Genomic DNA, 14740 nt, shown 5'->3' with positions numbered 1-14740 from the left:
ACTTTAGATAGATAACAGTAAAGTTAAGTAACTATGAATGAAATCAATATCCTCGTGATTGAAGATCACAACCTGACAAGAATCGGCTTACGGGCTGCCTTACAAACCCAGCCAGAGTTTAACATTGTTGGTGAAGCAGCCAATGCAGCAGACGGTATTAAGCTTTTGAAAACTCTCAAGCCGGATGTTGCTACTATTGACATCGGTTTGCCTGACATGGATGGTATTGAGCTAACACGTACATTTAGGCAATATCAAGCAGAGAACGAAGATTATACTACAAAACTGCTAATTTTAACCATGCAGAATAGCGAACAGGCAGTTTTAGCCGCATTTGCAGCAGGTGCAGATTCTTATTGCATGAAGGATATCGAAACTGAGAGACTAGTTGAGGCTGTGCGAACGACCCATGCAGGTAGCTCATGGATCGATCCAGCGATCGCAGACCTTATACTACAACAAATACGTCAAGATTTCCCCGATGGTAGCAGAGGTGCATCTGGAAAAAGAGTCTTGATTGAAGGTATTGACCCAGATGTTGAGAAAAGTATAGTCACCTATCCTTTAACTCATAGGGAGATGGATGTTTTAGAGTTGATTGTCGCCGGGTGTGACAATGCAGAAATTGCTAAAAGGCTCTATTTAACAGTCGGTACTGTAAAAACTCATGTTCGAGGTATTCTCAATAAACTTTGTGTTGCTGACCGGACACAGGCTGCCGTCCGGGCTTTGCGGGCTGGATTAGTACCGTGAGCAACTAAAAATTTTCTTCCCTGCTCCTCACTCCCCACTCCCTATTTTTAATTCCAAGGGGTTAACTGGAAAAAATATTTATGAAGAATTTGTTACACAGTTTAGTAAAATGACATAATTGACAAACAAATAAGTATTTTTTCTCATATACATGATAGCGGATCAATTTCCCTGGCTTACCGCGATTGTTTTGCTGCCACTCGTTGCTTCTCTGCTTATCCCTGTGCTGCCTGATAAAGATGGCAAGCGCGTGCGGTGGTATGCATTGGGTATAGGTATCGCAGACTTTGCCTTGATGTGCTATGCCTTTTGGAAGCATTACGATGCCAGCAGTGCTAGTTTTCAAATGGTGGAAAGTTATGCGTGGATGCCTCAGTTGGGTCTTAACTGGGCAGTATCAGTCGATGGACTTTCAGCGCCACTTGTGCTTCTAGCAGGATTTGTCACCACACTCTCGATTTTTTCAGCCTGGCAAGTTGATCACCGACCCCGCCTTTTCTATTTTTTAATGCTGGTGCTGTATTCGGCACAAGTAGGGGTGTTCGTTGCCAAAGACTTGCTGCTATTTTTCATTATGTGGGAAGTAGAGTTGATACCCGTCTACCTACTAGTCTGCATTTGGGGTGGGCAAAGGCGACGCTATGCTGCTACCAAATTTTTGTTATATACCGCAGCAGCTTCTATATTTATTTTAGTGGCAGCCTTGGCAATGGGGCTATACGGCGGCGGTGATATGACATTTGATATAACCGCCCTCGCTAAGAAGGAATATCCCCTTGGACTACAACTGCTGCTTTATGCAGGGTTATTGGTTGCATTTGGTGTCAAGCTTGCTGTTTTCCCGATGCATACCTGGTTGCCTGATGCCCACGGCGAAGCATCTTCTCCTGTATCAATGATATTGGCTGGTGTGTTGCTGAAGATGGGCGGATACGGGCTGATTCGCCTGAATCTTGAGTTGCTTCCCGATGCACACATTTACTTTGCGCCGGTTCTAGCCATTCTCGGTGTTATCAACATTATCTATGGTGCATTGAACTCCTTTGCTCAGACGAATATGAAGCGGCGTTTAGCTTATTCGTCAATATCCCACATGGGGTTTGTGCTGCTTGGGATTGCGTCGTTCACTGATTTGGGAATCAACGGTGCGATGTTGCAGATGATTTCGCATGGTTTGATTGCATCGGTACTGTTCTTTTTAGCAGGTGTTACTTACGATCGCACCCACACAATGGTAATGAAAGATATGGGCGGTATTGGTCAAGCCATGCCCAAAGTCTTTGCTCTGTTTACAATTGGAGCAATGGCATCCCTAGCACTTCCCGGTATGAGTGGCTTTGCTGGCGAACTCTCGGTATTCGTTGGAATGACAAGCAGTGACGTTTACAGTTCAACTTTCTGCACCGTCACAGTTTTTCTCGCCGCAGTTGGAGTCATCCTCACACCGATTTATCTACTTTCCATGCTGCGAGAGGTATTTTATGGTAAAGATGCAGCACTGCTATGCGACATTAATAATGCCGGCTTAGAAAACCAAGAAGATGACGGAACAGTTTGTTTTGGTACAGACTGCTTCGTGCCAGAAGATGCAGTCTACAACGATGCTAGACCGCGTGAGGTGTTTATCGCTGCCTGTTTTCTGCTGATGATTATTGGTATTGGTTTCTATCCCAAGATGGCAATGCAGATGTACGATGTGAAGACCGTTGCAGTGAATGCTAATCTTCGCCAGTCTTATGCAATAGTTTCACAAACAAATCCCCAGATTTATGCAAAGGGATTCTTGATTCCGCAAATTTCCGAGGTTGAGATAGCGCCCGTTTTGGGAACTTTTTAGACAGTTAGGGGAAAAAAGCGATCGCTTTTAATGTTGAGGCGATCGCTTTTACACTAGGATTACGCGATCGCACGAGATGATAAAAGATCAGTTTGGTGGCGTAAATGAACTTAGAAAACTGGTCTTGACAAAATAAAACTTTTACAGAGTAGATTTTCAATTAAAAAAGAATGTATTAACATAGGGATTAAAGTAATATTTATAACATTTATTATGGCTATGCGAGACGCAGACAAGGATCGTCGCAAAAATCGCCCTGTCAACAATCCTAACCCAGGTGGAAAAGAACCACCTTCTTATCATGAGCTTAACCATTTTTTGAGGAATGCTCGTGCTGATGCGATTCGATGGGAACGACTTGCGAAAGAAAACCAAGAAGCTGCGTCTCAACTTACTCAAGTTCAGCAAGATATCCAAACTTACCGAGTTGAAGTTAACGAGTTAAAACAGATATATCTGAATGAACAAAAAAATTATCAGCAGGCTTTATGCCTCTACAACGGAGAAAAAACTAGAGCAATTGAATTAATTGCCCAACGTGATGAATGGCAACAACGTGCGAAAGAAAATCAGGAAGCTGCATCCCAACTAACCCAAGTTCAGCAAAATATCCACACTTATCAAGTTGAGATTAACAAATTAAAAGAACGCATAGCAAACAATTATTTAGTTTATCTTGATGAACAAGAAAATTATCAGCAGGCTCTAAATCGTTACAATGAAGCAAAAACGAAAGCAGTTGAATTAATTGCCCAACGTGATGAATGGCAACAACGTGCGAAAGAAAATCAGGAAGCTGCATCCCAACTAACCCAAGTTCAGCAAGATATCCAAACTTATCAAGTTGAGGTTAACGAATTAAAAGAACGTGTAGCACACAATTACCAGATATATCTTGATGAGCAAAAAAATTATCAGCAAGCTCTACATCGTTACAATGAAGAAAAAGCAAGAGCAACTGAATTACTTGCCCAATATGAAGAAATGAAGTCTGAGCGAGACAACTATTTAACTCTATATAATGAAGCACAAACACAACTTAAATTTGAGCGGCGTTCCAAGGCTGGTATTAAGGGATGGGAAACTCGCCGTAAAGCCGAGAACGAAAGGCTAAAACGGGAAATTGGGGAGATGGTCGTTCTGCTGCATGAATCCCTCGCAAGTAAGGATGATGCTATAAATAACCTCTACATTGTAGCAAAACGCATGGATCGTATTCAATCTCTAGTAGATTCAGTGGAAGAGGAAACAACAGGTAATCCTGTCGGTCTGGTACAAAAGTTTAAACGTATCTGGCTTGCTATTAAAGAGATACTTTCGGAATAAACAAGCATCTTTATGAGCAAAAAATCAGCAACAAACATAGGAAATAAAAGTAAAGCTAACTTAGGGGAGCAAATTCGTAATATTGCCGATAGACTTAAACAAGAAAATGAGGTGCAGATCAAAGCCACCTCCCGTATTTTGGGGGCTGCGGCTCAAATTTCCGAAAATCATGACCGACTCATTAATGAGGTAGTTGATATGGTTGAGGAAGACCTTAATAAACAAACCCAGACGTATCAAAAGGATATTCATACGGTTGATATTCTAAAGCGACAGTTTAAAACATTACGTGAAGCAAAAGATTACTTTAAACTGAAAGCGACTAGTTGGGAATCCCTTGCTAAAAAATTAAATGATTCATCTTCTCAAAAGCTTGTATCTGAAACTAAAACTCAGTCATATCAATTTTTGGAAAATAACAGTATGGGAAAATTTGAACATGATGGCAAAATTTATGAAGGTTTGACAGTTCATTTAGAAGCAGATGTTGCAGAAATATTTCCCAATGCTCAAGCAGTAAATGAAGCTCTACGTTTTCTAATTAGAGTTACGAAGAAAAGTTGCTAAAAAAATAAATTTAACAGGTCTAATATTTATAATTAATTTTATAGGAAAGTTGCATTAGTCCTTTCCAAAACTTACTCAATATTAAACTCCAAGAAACGTTGTTTGTCAGAAAATTAACTTGATTTTTATGTATATTAAATTACTTTTGAGGCTGACATTTGTAGATTGAGTAGAGTGATCGCACAATCCAACCATTTAAATTCCCATAGTATTAATTTTGCCAGAGCCACAACCTCTGAAACTCAAGATTCGGAGGATCGATTAAGGAATACTAGATCAAAGTATCCCCAACAGCGCTCAAAAACTAGCCTCAAAGTGATACCAATACATGGGATGCTAGTTGATGATTACTGAGTTTTACCAATGTCTGTTGTTTCTGCCATCACTGTTACCGTTCCTGCCACAACTGCTAATTTGGGGCCTGGTTTTGATTGCATAGGTGCAGCATTAAAGCTGTACAACGAGTTCAAGTTCACTCGCCAAGAAGGTGGGTTAACTATTCATGTCACTGGTACTGAAGCTGAACGAGTCCAAACTGATGAAAGTAATCTCCTCTACCAAGCGTTTGTCAAGTTCTATCAATATATAGATCAGACACCGCCAACTGTAAAAATAGAGATTAAGTTAGGTGTTCCGTTGGCCAGGGGTTTGGGTAGTTCGGCGACAGCAATTGTTGGCGGGTTGATTGCTGCTAATCAACTTGAGGGTGCTACTATGAGCCAGTCGCAGGTAATGGAGTTAGCGATCGCAATGGAAGGACATCCTGATAATGTAGTTCCAGCTTTGTTGGGAGGATGTCGTCTTGCTGCTAGCAGTGGTGCAGCTTGGGAAATTTGTGATGTTCCCTGGCATCAAGATGTTGTACCAGTTATAGCTATTCCTAATTTTGAACTTTCCACTTCAAAGGCGCGGGGCGTTCTTCCAACTGAAGTGAGTCGCGCCGATGCGATTTTCAATACGGCACATTTGGGGTTATTGTTGCGCGGCTTGGAAACTGGTAACGGACAATGGTTAAAAACAGCTTTGCAAGATAAGTTGCATCAGCCCTATCGTAAAGCCTTGATTCCTGGTTATGATGCTGTCAACATCGCAGCTGTTAGTGCTGGTGCTTATGGTATGGTAATTAGTGGTGCGGGGCCGACACTGTTAGCTTTGGCGGATAAATTACACTCAAAGGCTGTGGAGGCGGCGATGTTAGCTGCTTGGCAAAAAGAAGGAATAACAGCCAAGGTGCGATCGCTTTCTCTCGATATCCAAGGCGCAAAAAGCTTTTAATATTTTACTCAGCATTTAAAAACTCGATTTATGGAGCAAATTCAAGCTGAAATGGCGGCGCTTAAATCTCAAATTCAGATTCTACTAGAAGAACGCGCTGCACTCACTATTAATAATGTAATCTCTGGCGAGAATGATTCACCCCAGGCAATGGTTGAAGCCTACCGCCGTCAAGCCAGAGAAAATGCCCAATTATCAGTTGAACTCCAGGGCATAGATGCAGCGATCGCAGCCCTAGAAACCCAAATCAAACAAAAACAAGGTAAGTTAGTGCGATCGCAAGTTGCATCAAAAGAACTTATCCTACAGCAAGAGCTAGAAGAAGCCAAAGAAGTGGCACAGGTTCATGCTCAACGCATTAATCAACTAGCAAGTGAACTGGCGACTGAAGTCCGCCTCCTTAAACGTTGTGCCAATGAACTTAGTCCAATGTATTGGCGGATTTATTACAAGCCTTTCATCACTGGGTTCAAGACAATCTCTGTTCCTTATGTCCGCTCTGACGGGGAAGTGTGGACAATTGTCAACCGGATTGTTTAATGCTTTAGCCCCAAGTACTCAGCTAAAACACATCAAATTTGCATCATCAAATCTGATCAAACCCTTGTGGGTTTGGCATATTGCCTACCGATGATTGTAAATAACCCTGACAATTGGGCTTAACAATAAAATGTAACGATATTGTTGCGGTAGCTTTAGCTGCCGTTTTTTATTGACGTTGCAAAACTTTACATTTAGAATGGAATCGGCAAAATCAGATAAGTATTTATTCTTATTTATCCTGATAATTTCAAATTCGATGAGTCTATATTCCTGTCTATGCCAAAAATTTAATATTCTATAGTTAAAGAATATTTACAGAAGTATAGATTTCTTAATATAATGAAAACCAAAGAGATAAGGCAAATTGATTGTCAGAAGTGATGAATGCTATTGAATTTCCCTGGCTAACAGCCATAATCCTCTTACCCTTGGTGGCTGCCTTAGCCATACCCCTGATCCCAGACAAAGAAGGTAGAACTGTGCGTTGGTATGGTCTGGGAGTTGCGATCGCTGACTTTGCACTGATGATTTATGCCTTTTGGTATAAGTACGACTTCCAAAGTTCAAGGCTTCAATTTGTAGAAAACTATCCTTGGATACCGCAGTTAGGTTTGCATTGGGCTGTGGGGGTTGATGGTTTATCGATGCCCTTACTGCTTCTAACAGGCTTAATAAATACCCTCGCAATATTCGCGGCTTGGAAGGTTACCACCAAGCCGCGATTATTTTATGGTTTGATGTTAGCGATGTACAGCGCCCAGCTTGGCGTATTTGTTGCCCAAGATTTGCTGTTGTTCTTCCTGATGTGGGAAATCGAATTAGTGCCAGTTTACCTGCTGATTTCCATCTGGGGAGGACAAAACCGCCGTTATGCGGCTACCAAATTCATTCTTTACACCGCCGCCGCATCAATATTTATCTTAATTGCCGGTTTTGCAATGGCGTTCTCTGGAGATACCGTCACCTTCGACATGGCGGCTCTGGGAATGAAAGAATACCCCAAAACCTTGGAGTTGTTGGTTTATGCAGGTTTCTTAATTGCCTTCGGTGTGAAGTTACCAATTTTCCCTTTACACACTTGGCTACCTGATGCTCACGGTGAAGCATCAGCACCCGGTTCGATGATTTTGGCTGGTGTGTTGTTAAAAATGGGTGGTTATGCTCTAATCCGCTTCAATGTGGAAATGTTGCCTAATGCCCATGTGACTTTTGCCCCAGCGTTAGCAATTTTGGGTGTAGTGAATATTGTCTACGGTGCTTGCTGTGCCTTTGCTCAAACCAATCTCAAACGCCGCTTGGCTTACTCTTCAATAGCGCACATGGGGTTTGTGTTGATTGGGATTGCCTCTTATACAGAACTAGGTATCAGTGGTGCAGTGCTACAGATGGTTTCCCACGGCTTGATTGCTGCTAGCTTATTCTTCCTGTCTGGCGTGACTTACGATCGCACCCACACCTTGATGATGGATAAAATGGGCGGTATGGCCAAGGTAATGCCCAAAACCTTTGCTCTGTTTACCATTGGTTCAATGGCTTCTCTCGCCTTACCCGGAATGAGTGGTTTTGTGGGTGAGTTGATGGTATTTCTCGGTATTGCCACCAGTGATGTTTACAGTTCCAATTTCAAAGTTGTAGTTGTGCTGCTGTCAGCCGTTGGCGTGATTTTGACACCAATTTATTTACTGTCGATGCTGCGTCAAGTGTTCTACGGGGAGCAAAGCCTTCGCGTAACGTCTCGCAGAGAAGAGTTGCACTTGGATGCTGTAATCTCTGATGTCAAACCCCGCGAAATATTTATTACCGTTTGTTTGTTGCTGCCAATCATCGGTATCGGTTTCTATCCCAAATTGGCAACGCAGACTTATGATGTGAAGGCAGTAGAATTAGCCGCCCATGCTCGTCAAGTTTTGCCAGTCGTTGCTCATCAACAACCCTCAAGTCTGTACTCGCGGATTTTATCTGCACCAACATTGGCTACTTCTCAAGTTGAAAGTTCGATTAATATTTCTGAGTAAATTAACTTCCCATTCAGGGGACTGCAAGTAAATTCTAAATATCAGGGAATAAAGGGGTGGTTACGAAACCATCCCTAAAATTTTGCCAAGATATATCCTAAAGAAAGGTGAAGTCCCCAAATATGAATTATGACCATTAACTTACCTATAGCCACAGAAATTATACCAATCGTCTTGCAATTGCAACCCGCGATCGCACTAACCGAAGACCAGTTTTACGAGTTTTGTCAGCTAAACAGTGATTTTCACATTGAACGTAATGCTGCTGGAGAATTAGTCATTATGCCCCCTACTGGTTCCGAGACTGATGAACGCAACTTTAACTTAGTTGGGCAGTTGTGGGTATGGACAAAGCAAGATAGTACAGGTGTAGGGTTTGGTTCCAGTGGTGGGTTTACTTTGCCGAATGGTGCGGTGCGTTCTCCAGATGCGGCGTGGATAAAACGCGATTGCTGGGAAGCGATACCAGCAGAACTGCGAAAAAAGTTTGCGCCGATTTGTCCTGAATTTGTGATTGAATTGCGTTCTGAAACTGATAACTTGCGAATTTTGCAAGACAAGATGCAAGAGTATATTGATAATGGCACGCAACTTGGTTGGTTAATTGATAGAAAACAACGCCGAGTTTTTATTTATCGTCCTAATATTGCAGTTGAGATATTAGATAATCCTAGAAGACTTTGTGATGAGCAATTACTACATGATTTTATTTTAGATTTAAGCCAGGTTTGGTAAGAAAAAATTCAATAATTTAATCGTGTTTAACAGTTAAAAAGCAGTAATTTTGCTCAAATTTAAGTTGGTGGATGCCAGCCAGCAGATACCCAAGCTTGCCTGACAGTTACAGCATAAGGATTATTCAGTTGCAAAGCTAATACAGTTGCACGGCCACAGGCAGTTAAACCTGTAATTTGAGTGCCGTTGTTTGCCCAACTGAAATGACGTGACCATTTTTGTTGACGAGGGTTGAAAAGTTTGACTTTACGGTTCGTTACTGGATCTTTAGCATGGGTCTGAATACCTTTGTAGGCATTGCATAACCTACAGGCAAGCCACAGATTCTCCTCATCGTCAGTACCGCCTCCTGCTTTGGGAATGATGTGTTCAATTTCTAAAATTCCCAGAACATATTTTTGGAGACTAAGGCAATAACCACATTGGTGATTCGCCTGTATACGTATTTGCGCTCGGATTTTTTCAAGAATCTGGCTCACTAGCTTAAGGGTTCAATCAACCCACGTTTGACAGCTTCACTCAACGCAGTGGCTTTTCTTAAAAGTCCTTCTTGATAGACCTGCATCAGGGTTTGTAACTCTGAGCGATCGCCTTCACTAAGAGTACCTGATTGTTGGCGATCGAGCAGTTCGCTTAACCGGGCATCCTGTTCCGGTTCCATTTGCAGTTCGGTCAGCGCCAACACTTGTTCATCAGAAAGGACAGAGACAGGCTCAAGATCGCTAATGTCCCCACTGACGGGCGGAATTGAAAGTTGAATGGTATCTACTAAAATGCTGGCGACATCACGATTTGCCAATCGTGCAAAGCGTTCTGCACGTTGGTAAATCTCGTCTGGCAGGTTAATGATGATTTGGGTACTCATAGCTCTTGCAAATACTTCTCTCTATATTCTCACTTGTAATTATTAATCAAATTATCTGTCTTAAGGGAACAGAAACTGAAGAGCGTAATTTTAACTTCATTAGATATTTGTAGCGATCACAGACTAATACATTTTGGGCAAACTAACTTAGTAAGTAACCTTTATATCACTAGGTGGAAATAAAAAATTATGAAGTTAAATCTAAACTATAAAGATATGTCAGTTTTATCCTATATTCATCGGAGAGAACTGCCATCCGTGCCTGGCATTTATTACGAAGATTATGAGATGGCAAATTATCCCAATCTATCTAAACTTACTTCCTACAGCAATGATAGAATTTATCTTCTTGTAAGTCGTTTCGTACCTTATGAAGAAGATCAGTCTGACTGCCCCGGTTACAATTATGTTGTTTATGGGGCAACATCCAAAGTATTTATCAACCCTTATATCATCCTCAACAACAGACCAGGATTTGATGAATTTAGAAGAAGCTATTTAAAATTAGGATTTACTAATTGTGAGCGCTCCCCATTTGCCAAGGAATTGCTGCGTTTAGGCGAATTCAATTTACTCTAGCCTATATATTTGTGTTTCTGTGATGACATAAAGGATTAAAATCAGGACTGAGAAATAAATCTCAGTCCCGATAAAAAAGCGGGCTAACCGCTATTTATATGGTTAACCCGTGCAGCTTTGGGAACGCGCAGAGAAATTGTTATTGCAATACCAACTTCACATTGGCGTTTTGCAGACCGCGCTGTTTTACTTCAGCCAAAGTTTTGTTAACGGCATACTTTTGGTTGATTGAGTTGATCAACTCGGTTTGGTTGTGCTTCTTAGCAACGCCCCACAGGTCAGCGATTAGGTCAAAAGAACCATCGCTGTTGCGAGACCAGCCGAGGTCATATTCGCCATCTAACATAGCAACGATGTCAGAACGGACGCGCTGACCGTTATAACCACGGACATCAGCTTCAGTCTTTACGCTGATACCGAGGTCGCGCAAAGAAGCTTTGAGGATTTCGGCATCGGTGATCTTGGTACGCAGGGTGCTAAAGTGAGACATTTGGGTTTCCTCCAATGAGAATATTGAGAAAAACGACAACGGTTTGTTTCGGGCGAAGCCGCTCTTAGCAGGATGCGGCTTTTTCTTATAACTGCTAGCATTGGGAGCTAGCCTTTCCCCCTGGGATAGCAGAGGAAAGCTTTTAAAACTCCATTCGCTGATATTCAGCTACGGAGGATGCTGCGGGGCGGGCGCGCTGTCTGGCCCAATCTCTCAGAGCCGTTACTTGTTCTTGCATCGTTCGAGACAGCGGCAATGTTGCCTTCAGTGCAGCAATAATATCTAGTTGGGTGAACTCCCGATCTTGGGCAAAAGCTTCATACATTGCCGCAACGATCGCTTGCTCAACTTCTGCCCCAGAGAATCCGTCAGACATCTTGGCTAGTTGCTCAAGATCGAATCTAGAGATGTCTTCACGGCGCTTGGTCAGATGAATATTAAAAATGTGTTGCCGTTCTTCCGGTGTTGGCAGATCGACAAAGAAAATTTCATCAAAGCGTCCTTTCCTCAAGAACTCCCCAGGTAAACGTTCGACTCTGTTGGCGGTTGCCATCACGAACACTGGTGATTTCTTATCTTGCATCCATGTGAGGAAGGAGCCGAAGATTCTACTTGAAGTCCCCCCATCAGAATCAGAAGAACCTCCACTACCAGCAAAAGATTTATCCAATTCATCGATAAACAAAATCGCTGGGGAAATAGATTCTGCCGTTTTCAGGGCGTTTCGCAAGTTTGCTTCACTTCGTCCCACCATTGAGCCGTCGTAAACTCGCCCCATATCCAACCGCAACAGTGGTAAACCCCACAGTCGGGAAGTAGTTTTGGCAATTAATGACTTACCACAACCGGGAACTCCGAGAATTAACATCCCCTTGGGTTGAGGCAAACCATACTCTCTCGCTCTTTCTGTAAAAGCGTTAGAACGTTGCTTGAGCCATCTTTTTAACTCTTCTAAGCCACCTACAGCATCAATGGTTTCATCTTCTTCAATGTATTCTAATATCCCATTGCGCCGAATTAGTTGCTTTTTCTCAGATAAAACAATATCTACTTCATCTTCCGTCAAACGCCCTGTAGTTACCTGCGCCTTTCGGTAGACTTTCTCAGCTTCATCTTTAGTTAGACCTAAAGCTGCTCTGAGAAGCTTTTCTCTAGCTTCTGTTGTCAACCGCCGACCACGATTTTGGTCTACGTGCTGAGTTAGTACTTTATTCAACTCTGCCATATCTGGCAGTGTAAAGTCGATAACAACAACTTCTTTTTCTAACTCTATAGGTACTTGTTGCATTGGGGACATTAAAATAATGTTCTTTTGCGTACCTTTAAAGCTAGCGATCGCATCACGTAACGATCTGTTTGTTGCAGGCGCATCAATAAAAGGATGTAAATCTTTAAGAATAAATATACTAGGTTCTTTTTGCCGGATTATCCACTCAATGGCCGCCTCTGGAGACACGGTATTATGTTGCGTGACATTCCGGGGTTGACCATACTCCACAATGCCGTGTGTTACTGTCCAAACAAATACTCGGCGCTGGGGCTTTAACAACTGAGCGATCGTGGAAACTGCTTGCTCGGCCCGCTCTTCCTCGGAGGTCACAAGGTAGATTAAAGGGTATTGAGCTTGAATTAGGATATTGAGCTCTTCTTTCATACATCGACCTACTTGAGACCTTATAAAGACAGTAGAGACATTGCTTCTGGTAAAGACAACCGAATCATGAATGAATAATTCATAATTCCTATCTATCTAGCAAGGAACTAACTCTTCCTCACCCTTGGGATTGGCTTCATCTTCATCCATTTCATCAATGGAAAGACGTTGTTGACCAACTACTCCTGGTTGATTGCCTAAAGCAACCAGTTCCCCATCACGTAATACTAGTGAGCTATCACAAGTTGGGCATGAATAAACTCTATGAGTCCGCCCATAAGAAGAATCTTCTACCTCATCAACCAATTCTGAATTAGATAGGTAAAAAACGAGGGCACGTTCCGCAAGTTCTGACATTGGTTCTGAATCGACTGCTGAACGAATCTTCAGTTTTTTGTGCAACTCTGGCGACAAATACAAAGTGACCTTTTGCTTAGTTTGCGTTTGCATATAACTCTTTAACGGTCTTACCCGGGTATGTATATCAACTTATCGGTTCTTCTATTGGTTGTCAAGACAGTAAAACGTTTTGACGCCAATATTGTTACATTTGTTTACATCTGAGGTTAAAATGCTGTTTATTGAGTGATAAATAGCTGACTACAAACCTCTCAGAATTAATCAGGATTTAAGCACTCAAAACCTGAAACCTCAATGGAAATTAGCGATCGCTAAGGGACTTCCAATAAATAAATTATCCAATCTTGTGGGGTGGGCATCTTGCCCGCCTTTGACTATGGGCGGGCGAGACGCCCACCCCACAATAAATAGTTGTATATTTTTTTATTTGGAAGTCCCTAATTTAATGATTGCCTGAGTTGGCTGATTTTTTAACTGTAGGATTTGTTGTGGCAGATGCAGAGTGCTGCTGCACCCTAAATTTTTCTCCTTGCCCAAGGGAAATTCTATCTCCTGGATGCAGTAGAGAAAAAACTTGAGGTTGAAGTTTCGCACCGTTAATGTATGTGCCATTAGAACTTCCCAAATCGGTGATATGGTATTCATCCCCATTTATCCAAATTTGCGCGTGGATGCGAGATGCCACATCAGAATCTGGTAAGCCAGAGATATGAATATCTGGTGGTTTTTGGTCGTTTGGTTTACCGATGCAAATTACAGAAAGATTTGCTGGAAATTGCAAAGATGTGTTGGTTTGGAAGTGAAAAAGCTCCAAAGTTAGCTTGGCTGTCTGAGATGCACTGTGCATAAAATGTGTGATAAAGCACTTTTTATAAGTTTCTCTACTGACAACTCAAAAGAGAATGGTAAATATCCTGAATATTATTGAATTTTTGATGAGCGCTCTTTTGGTGCAGTTTCTTTAGCAGTTTACGGATTTGAGAATAGCTAGTAAATTGGCGAAGGTATTGATCTGAGTTTCTGGTACTTCTATAAAATCAGTGACTTTGGCAAAATGTGTAATGTAAATGGCTACTGCTAATAAAATCTATAGTTGGGGGCAAAGAATTTATCGGTTTACCGCCAGCGTTAGCGGAGTTATTGCCCTGTTAATAATTTTATGGGGTTGTACTGGAAATAATTTTAACGCCGGAGCGATCGCCTGGAAAACTTATAGCAACTCCCGTTATGGCTTTGAATTTCCATATCCGAGTAACTGGAGTTCTTTAGCAGCACCAGCAAATGATGATGGAATTGCATTTCTTTCACCACAAGATAACTCCGTAGAAATTCGGGGGTGGGCAAGTCAGCAGTTACCAAATTCGATTGTTACAACTCAAGAATCTTTGAAAAAGATAAAACCCAACTTTCAAACCGCCCAAGGAGTGTCTGGAGTGCTGGTTGTAGAAGTTGATCGACGAGTAGGTTCAATGACACTGACACTAACTCAGAGTCAAGTGAAATACTACTGGCAGGGACAAAGCAAGAGCCAAGAGTTTCAAAATTACTATCGTTTCTTTTATTACATTGCCCAGCAGTATCGGATTCCAAAGTCCTGAGTGAGGATGGAGAAGTAGAGACGCGATTAATCGCGTCTGTAGAAGAGTTAGGATAATCCGTTTATTTTCCACCATTTCCCCTTGTTCTCTGCTCCCTAAATCCACATCTCTCCCAGAATGATGATTGAGAAGGTACAGAAATC

17 protein-coding genes are annotated in these 14740 nt (G+C 42.0%); 10 read left to right on the top strand and 7 right to left on the bottom strand.

Annotated elements, in window-relative coordinates; genetic code table 11:
- Positions 1 to 33: 33 nt before the first annotated feature.
- Positions 34 to 753, top strand: a complete 720-nt coding sequence (locus tag V7K25_RS12985) for a response regulator transcription factor (protein ID WP_335158494.1) — start codon at positions 34 to 36, stop codon at positions 751 to 753.
- A 151-nt stretch (positions 754 to 904) separates the two neighbouring features.
- Positions 905 to 2590 carry an NAD(P)H-quinone oxidoreductase subunit 4 gene (locus V7K25_RS12980; RefSeq protein ID WP_335158492.1) on the top strand — a complete coding sequence of 562 codons (1686 nt, stop codon included), beginning with the start codon at positions 905 to 907 and terminating at the stop codon, positions 2588 to 2590.
- 4 nt (positions 2591 to 2594) lie between these two features.
- Here V7K25_RS12980 and V7K25_RS12975 read toward each other — a convergent pair whose 3' ends face one another.
- Positions 2595 to 2750 carry a hypothetical protein gene (locus V7K25_RS12975; protein ID WP_335158490.1) on the bottom strand — a complete coding sequence of 52 codons (156 nt, stop codon included), beginning with the start codon at positions 2748 to 2750 and terminating at the stop codon, positions 2595 to 2597.
- A 53-nt stretch (positions 2751 to 2803) separates the two neighbouring features.
- Here V7K25_RS12975 and V7K25_RS12970 point away from each other — a divergent pair, with 53 nt between their 5' ends.
- The 6 genes from V7K25_RS12970 (at position 2804) to V7K25_RS12945 (ending at position 9051) form a co-directional block, all read left to right on the top strand.
- The gene (locus V7K25_RS12970; RefSeq protein ID WP_335158488.1) at positions 2804 to 3916 is read left to right on the top strand and encodes a hypothetical protein; all 1113 of its coding nucleotides are present in this window, start codon (positions 2804 to 2806) and stop codon (positions 3914 to 3916) included.
- A gap of 12 nt (positions 3917 to 3928) precedes the next feature.
- Positions 3929 to 4483 (top strand): hypothetical protein, encoded by a 555-nt coding sequence (locus V7K25_RS12965; protein WP_335158486.1) that lies wholly within the window; start codon positions 3929 to 3931, stop codon positions 4481 to 4483.
- A 363-nt stretch (positions 4484 to 4846) separates the two neighbouring features.
- A complete protein-coding gene (thrB, locus tag V7K25_RS12960) occupies positions 4847 to 5758 on the top strand; it encodes a homoserine kinase (RefSeq protein WP_335158484.1) in 912 nt (303 codons plus the stop codon).
- A 30-nt stretch (positions 5759 to 5788) separates the two neighbouring features.
- Positions 5789 to 6298, top strand: a complete 510-nt coding sequence (locus V7K25_RS12955) for a hypothetical protein (protein WP_335158482.1) — start codon at positions 5789 to 5791, stop codon at positions 6296 to 6298.
- A gap of 383 nt (positions 6299 to 6681) precedes the next feature.
- On the top strand, positions 6682 to 8316 hold the full coding sequence (locus V7K25_RS12950) for an NAD(P)H-quinone oxidoreductase subunit 4 (RefSeq protein WP_335158480.1): 1635 nt from the start codon (positions 6682 to 6684) through the stop codon (positions 8314 to 8316).
- A 129-nt stretch (positions 8317 to 8445) separates the two neighbouring features.
- Entirely contained in the window at positions 8446 to 9051 is a 606-nt protein-coding gene (locus tag V7K25_RS12945) for a Uma2 family endonuclease (protein ID WP_335158478.1), read from the top strand.
- A 59-nt stretch (positions 9052 to 9110) separates the two neighbouring features.
- Here the strand turns inward: V7K25_RS12945 and V7K25_RS12940 are convergent, their stop codons facing one another.
- On the bottom strand, positions 9111 to 9530 hold the full coding sequence (locus V7K25_RS12940; RefSeq protein ID WP_335158476.1) for an HNH endonuclease: 420 nt from the start codon (positions 9528 to 9530) through the stop codon (positions 9111 to 9113).
- A complete protein-coding gene (locus V7K25_RS12935; RefSeq protein ID WP_335158474.1) occupies positions 9530 to 9916 on the bottom strand; it encodes a hypothetical protein in 387 nt (128 codons plus the stop codon). The genes V7K25_RS12940 and V7K25_RS12935 overlap by 1 nt, the downstream gene beginning before the upstream one ends.
- Positions 9917 to 10105: 189 nt before the next feature.
- Here V7K25_RS12935 and V7K25_RS12930 point away from each other — a divergent pair, with 189 nt between their 5' ends.
- Complete coding sequence (locus V7K25_RS12930; protein ID WP_335158472.1) at positions 10106 to 10495, top strand: hypothetical protein; 390 nt, start codon at positions 10106 to 10108, stop codon at positions 10493 to 10495.
- A gap of 139 nt (positions 10496 to 10634) precedes the next feature.
- On the opposite strand, the gene V7K25_RS12925 is transcribed toward V7K25_RS12930, so the two are convergent.
- The 4 genes from V7K25_RS12925 to V7K25_RS12910 all read right to left on the bottom strand — a co-directional run bounded on the left by V7K25_RS12925 (position 10635) and on the right by V7K25_RS12910 (position 13846).
- A complete protein-coding gene (locus V7K25_RS12925) occupies positions 10635 to 10985 on the bottom strand; it encodes a DUF1257 domain-containing protein (RefSeq protein ID WP_012407317.1) in 351 nt (116 codons plus the stop codon).
- A gap of 142 nt (positions 10986 to 11127) precedes the next feature.
- A complete protein-coding gene (ycf46, locus tag V7K25_RS12920; RefSeq protein ID WP_012407316.1) occupies positions 11128 to 12639 on the bottom strand; it encodes a stress-responsive protein Ycf46 in 1512 nt (503 codons plus the stop codon).
- Positions 12640 to 12735: 96 nt separating this feature from the next.
- Positions 12736 to 13089: a hypothetical protein gene (locus tag V7K25_RS12915; RefSeq protein WP_335158470.1), complete on the bottom strand. Its 354-nt coding sequence runs from the start codon at positions 13087 to 13089 to the stop codon at positions 12736 to 12738.
- Between the two features lie 352 nt (positions 13090 to 13441).
- The gene (locus V7K25_RS12910) at positions 13442 to 13846 is read right to left on the bottom strand and encodes an FHA domain-containing protein (RefSeq protein WP_335158468.1); all 405 of its coding nucleotides are present in this window, start codon (positions 13844 to 13846) and stop codon (positions 13442 to 13444) included.
- Between the two features lie 220 nt (positions 13847 to 14066).
- Here V7K25_RS12910 and V7K25_RS12905 point away from each other — a divergent pair, with 220 nt between their 5' ends.
- Positions 14067 to 14597, top strand: a complete 531-nt coding sequence (locus V7K25_RS12905; RefSeq protein ID WP_335158466.1) for a hypothetical protein — start codon at positions 14067 to 14069, stop codon at positions 14595 to 14597.
- Positions 14598 to 14740: the final 143 nt, after the last annotated feature.

Origin of the sequence: Nostoc sp. (assembly GCF_036919495.1) — a bacterium.
GTDB lineage: Bacteria > Cyanobacteriota > Cyanobacteriia > Cyanobacteriales > Nostocaceae > Nostoc.
The sequence above is the reverse complement of the archived record's forward strand: the minus strand, read 5'-3'. Positions and strand labels throughout refer to the sequence as shown.

Excerpts from the sequence above, each read along its gene's own strand:
- V7K25_RS12985 (WP_335158494.1), top strand. The coding sequence starts at position 34 with ATGAATGAAATCAATATCCTCGTGATTGAAGATCACAACCTGACAAGA.
- V7K25_RS12980 (WP_335158492.1), top strand. The coding sequence starts at position 905 with ATGATAGCGGATCAATTTCCCTGGCTTACCGCGATTGTTTTGCTGCCA.
- V7K25_RS12970 (WP_335158488.1), top strand. The coding sequence starts at position 2,804 with ATGGCTATGCGAGACGCAGACAAGGATCGTCGCAAAAATCGCCCTGTC.
- V7K25_RS12965 (WP_335158486.1), top strand. The coding sequence starts at position 3,929 with ATGAGCAAAAAATCAGCAACAAACATAGGAAATAAAAGTAAAGCTAAC.
- thrB (WP_335158484.1), top strand. The coding sequence starts at position 4,847 with ATGTCTGTTGTTTCTGCCATCACTGTTACCGTTCCTGCCACAACTGCT.
- V7K25_RS12955 (WP_335158482.1), top strand. The coding sequence starts at position 5,789 with ATGGAGCAAATTCAAGCTGAAATGGCGGCGCTTAAATCTCAAATTCAG.
- V7K25_RS12950 (WP_335158480.1), top strand. The coding sequence starts at position 6,682 with ATGAATGCTATTGAATTTCCCTGGCTAACAGCCATAATCCTCTTACCC.
- V7K25_RS12945 (WP_335158478.1), top strand. The coding sequence starts at position 8,446 with ATGACCATTAACTTACCTATAGCCACAGAAATTATACCAATCGTCTTG.
- V7K25_RS12935 (WP_335158474.1), bottom strand. The coding sequence starts at position 9,916 with ATGAGTACCCAAATCATCATTAACCTGCCAGACGAGATTTACCAACGT.
- V7K25_RS12930 (WP_335158472.1), top strand. The coding sequence starts at position 10,106 with ATGAAGTTAAATCTAAACTATAAAGATATGTCAGTTTTATCCTATATT.
- V7K25_RS12925 (WP_012407317.1), bottom strand. The coding sequence starts at position 10,985 with ATGTCTCACTTTAGCACCCTGCGTACCAAGATCACCGATGCCGAAATC.
- ycf46 (WP_012407316.1), bottom strand. The coding sequence starts at position 12,639 with ATGAAAGAAGAGCTCAATATCCTAATTCAAGCTCAATACCCTTTAATC.
- V7K25_RS12915 (WP_335158470.1), bottom strand. The coding sequence starts at position 13,089 with ATGCAAACGCAAACTAAGCAAAAGGTCACTTTGTATTTGTCGCCAGAG.
- V7K25_RS12910 (WP_335158468.1), bottom strand. The coding sequence starts at position 13,846 with ATGCACAGTGCATCTCAGACAGCCAAGCTAACTTTGGAGCTTTTTCAC.
- V7K25_RS12905 (WP_335158466.1), top strand. The coding sequence starts at position 14,067 with ATGGCTACTGCTAATAAAATCTATAGTTGGGGGCAAAGAATTTATCGG.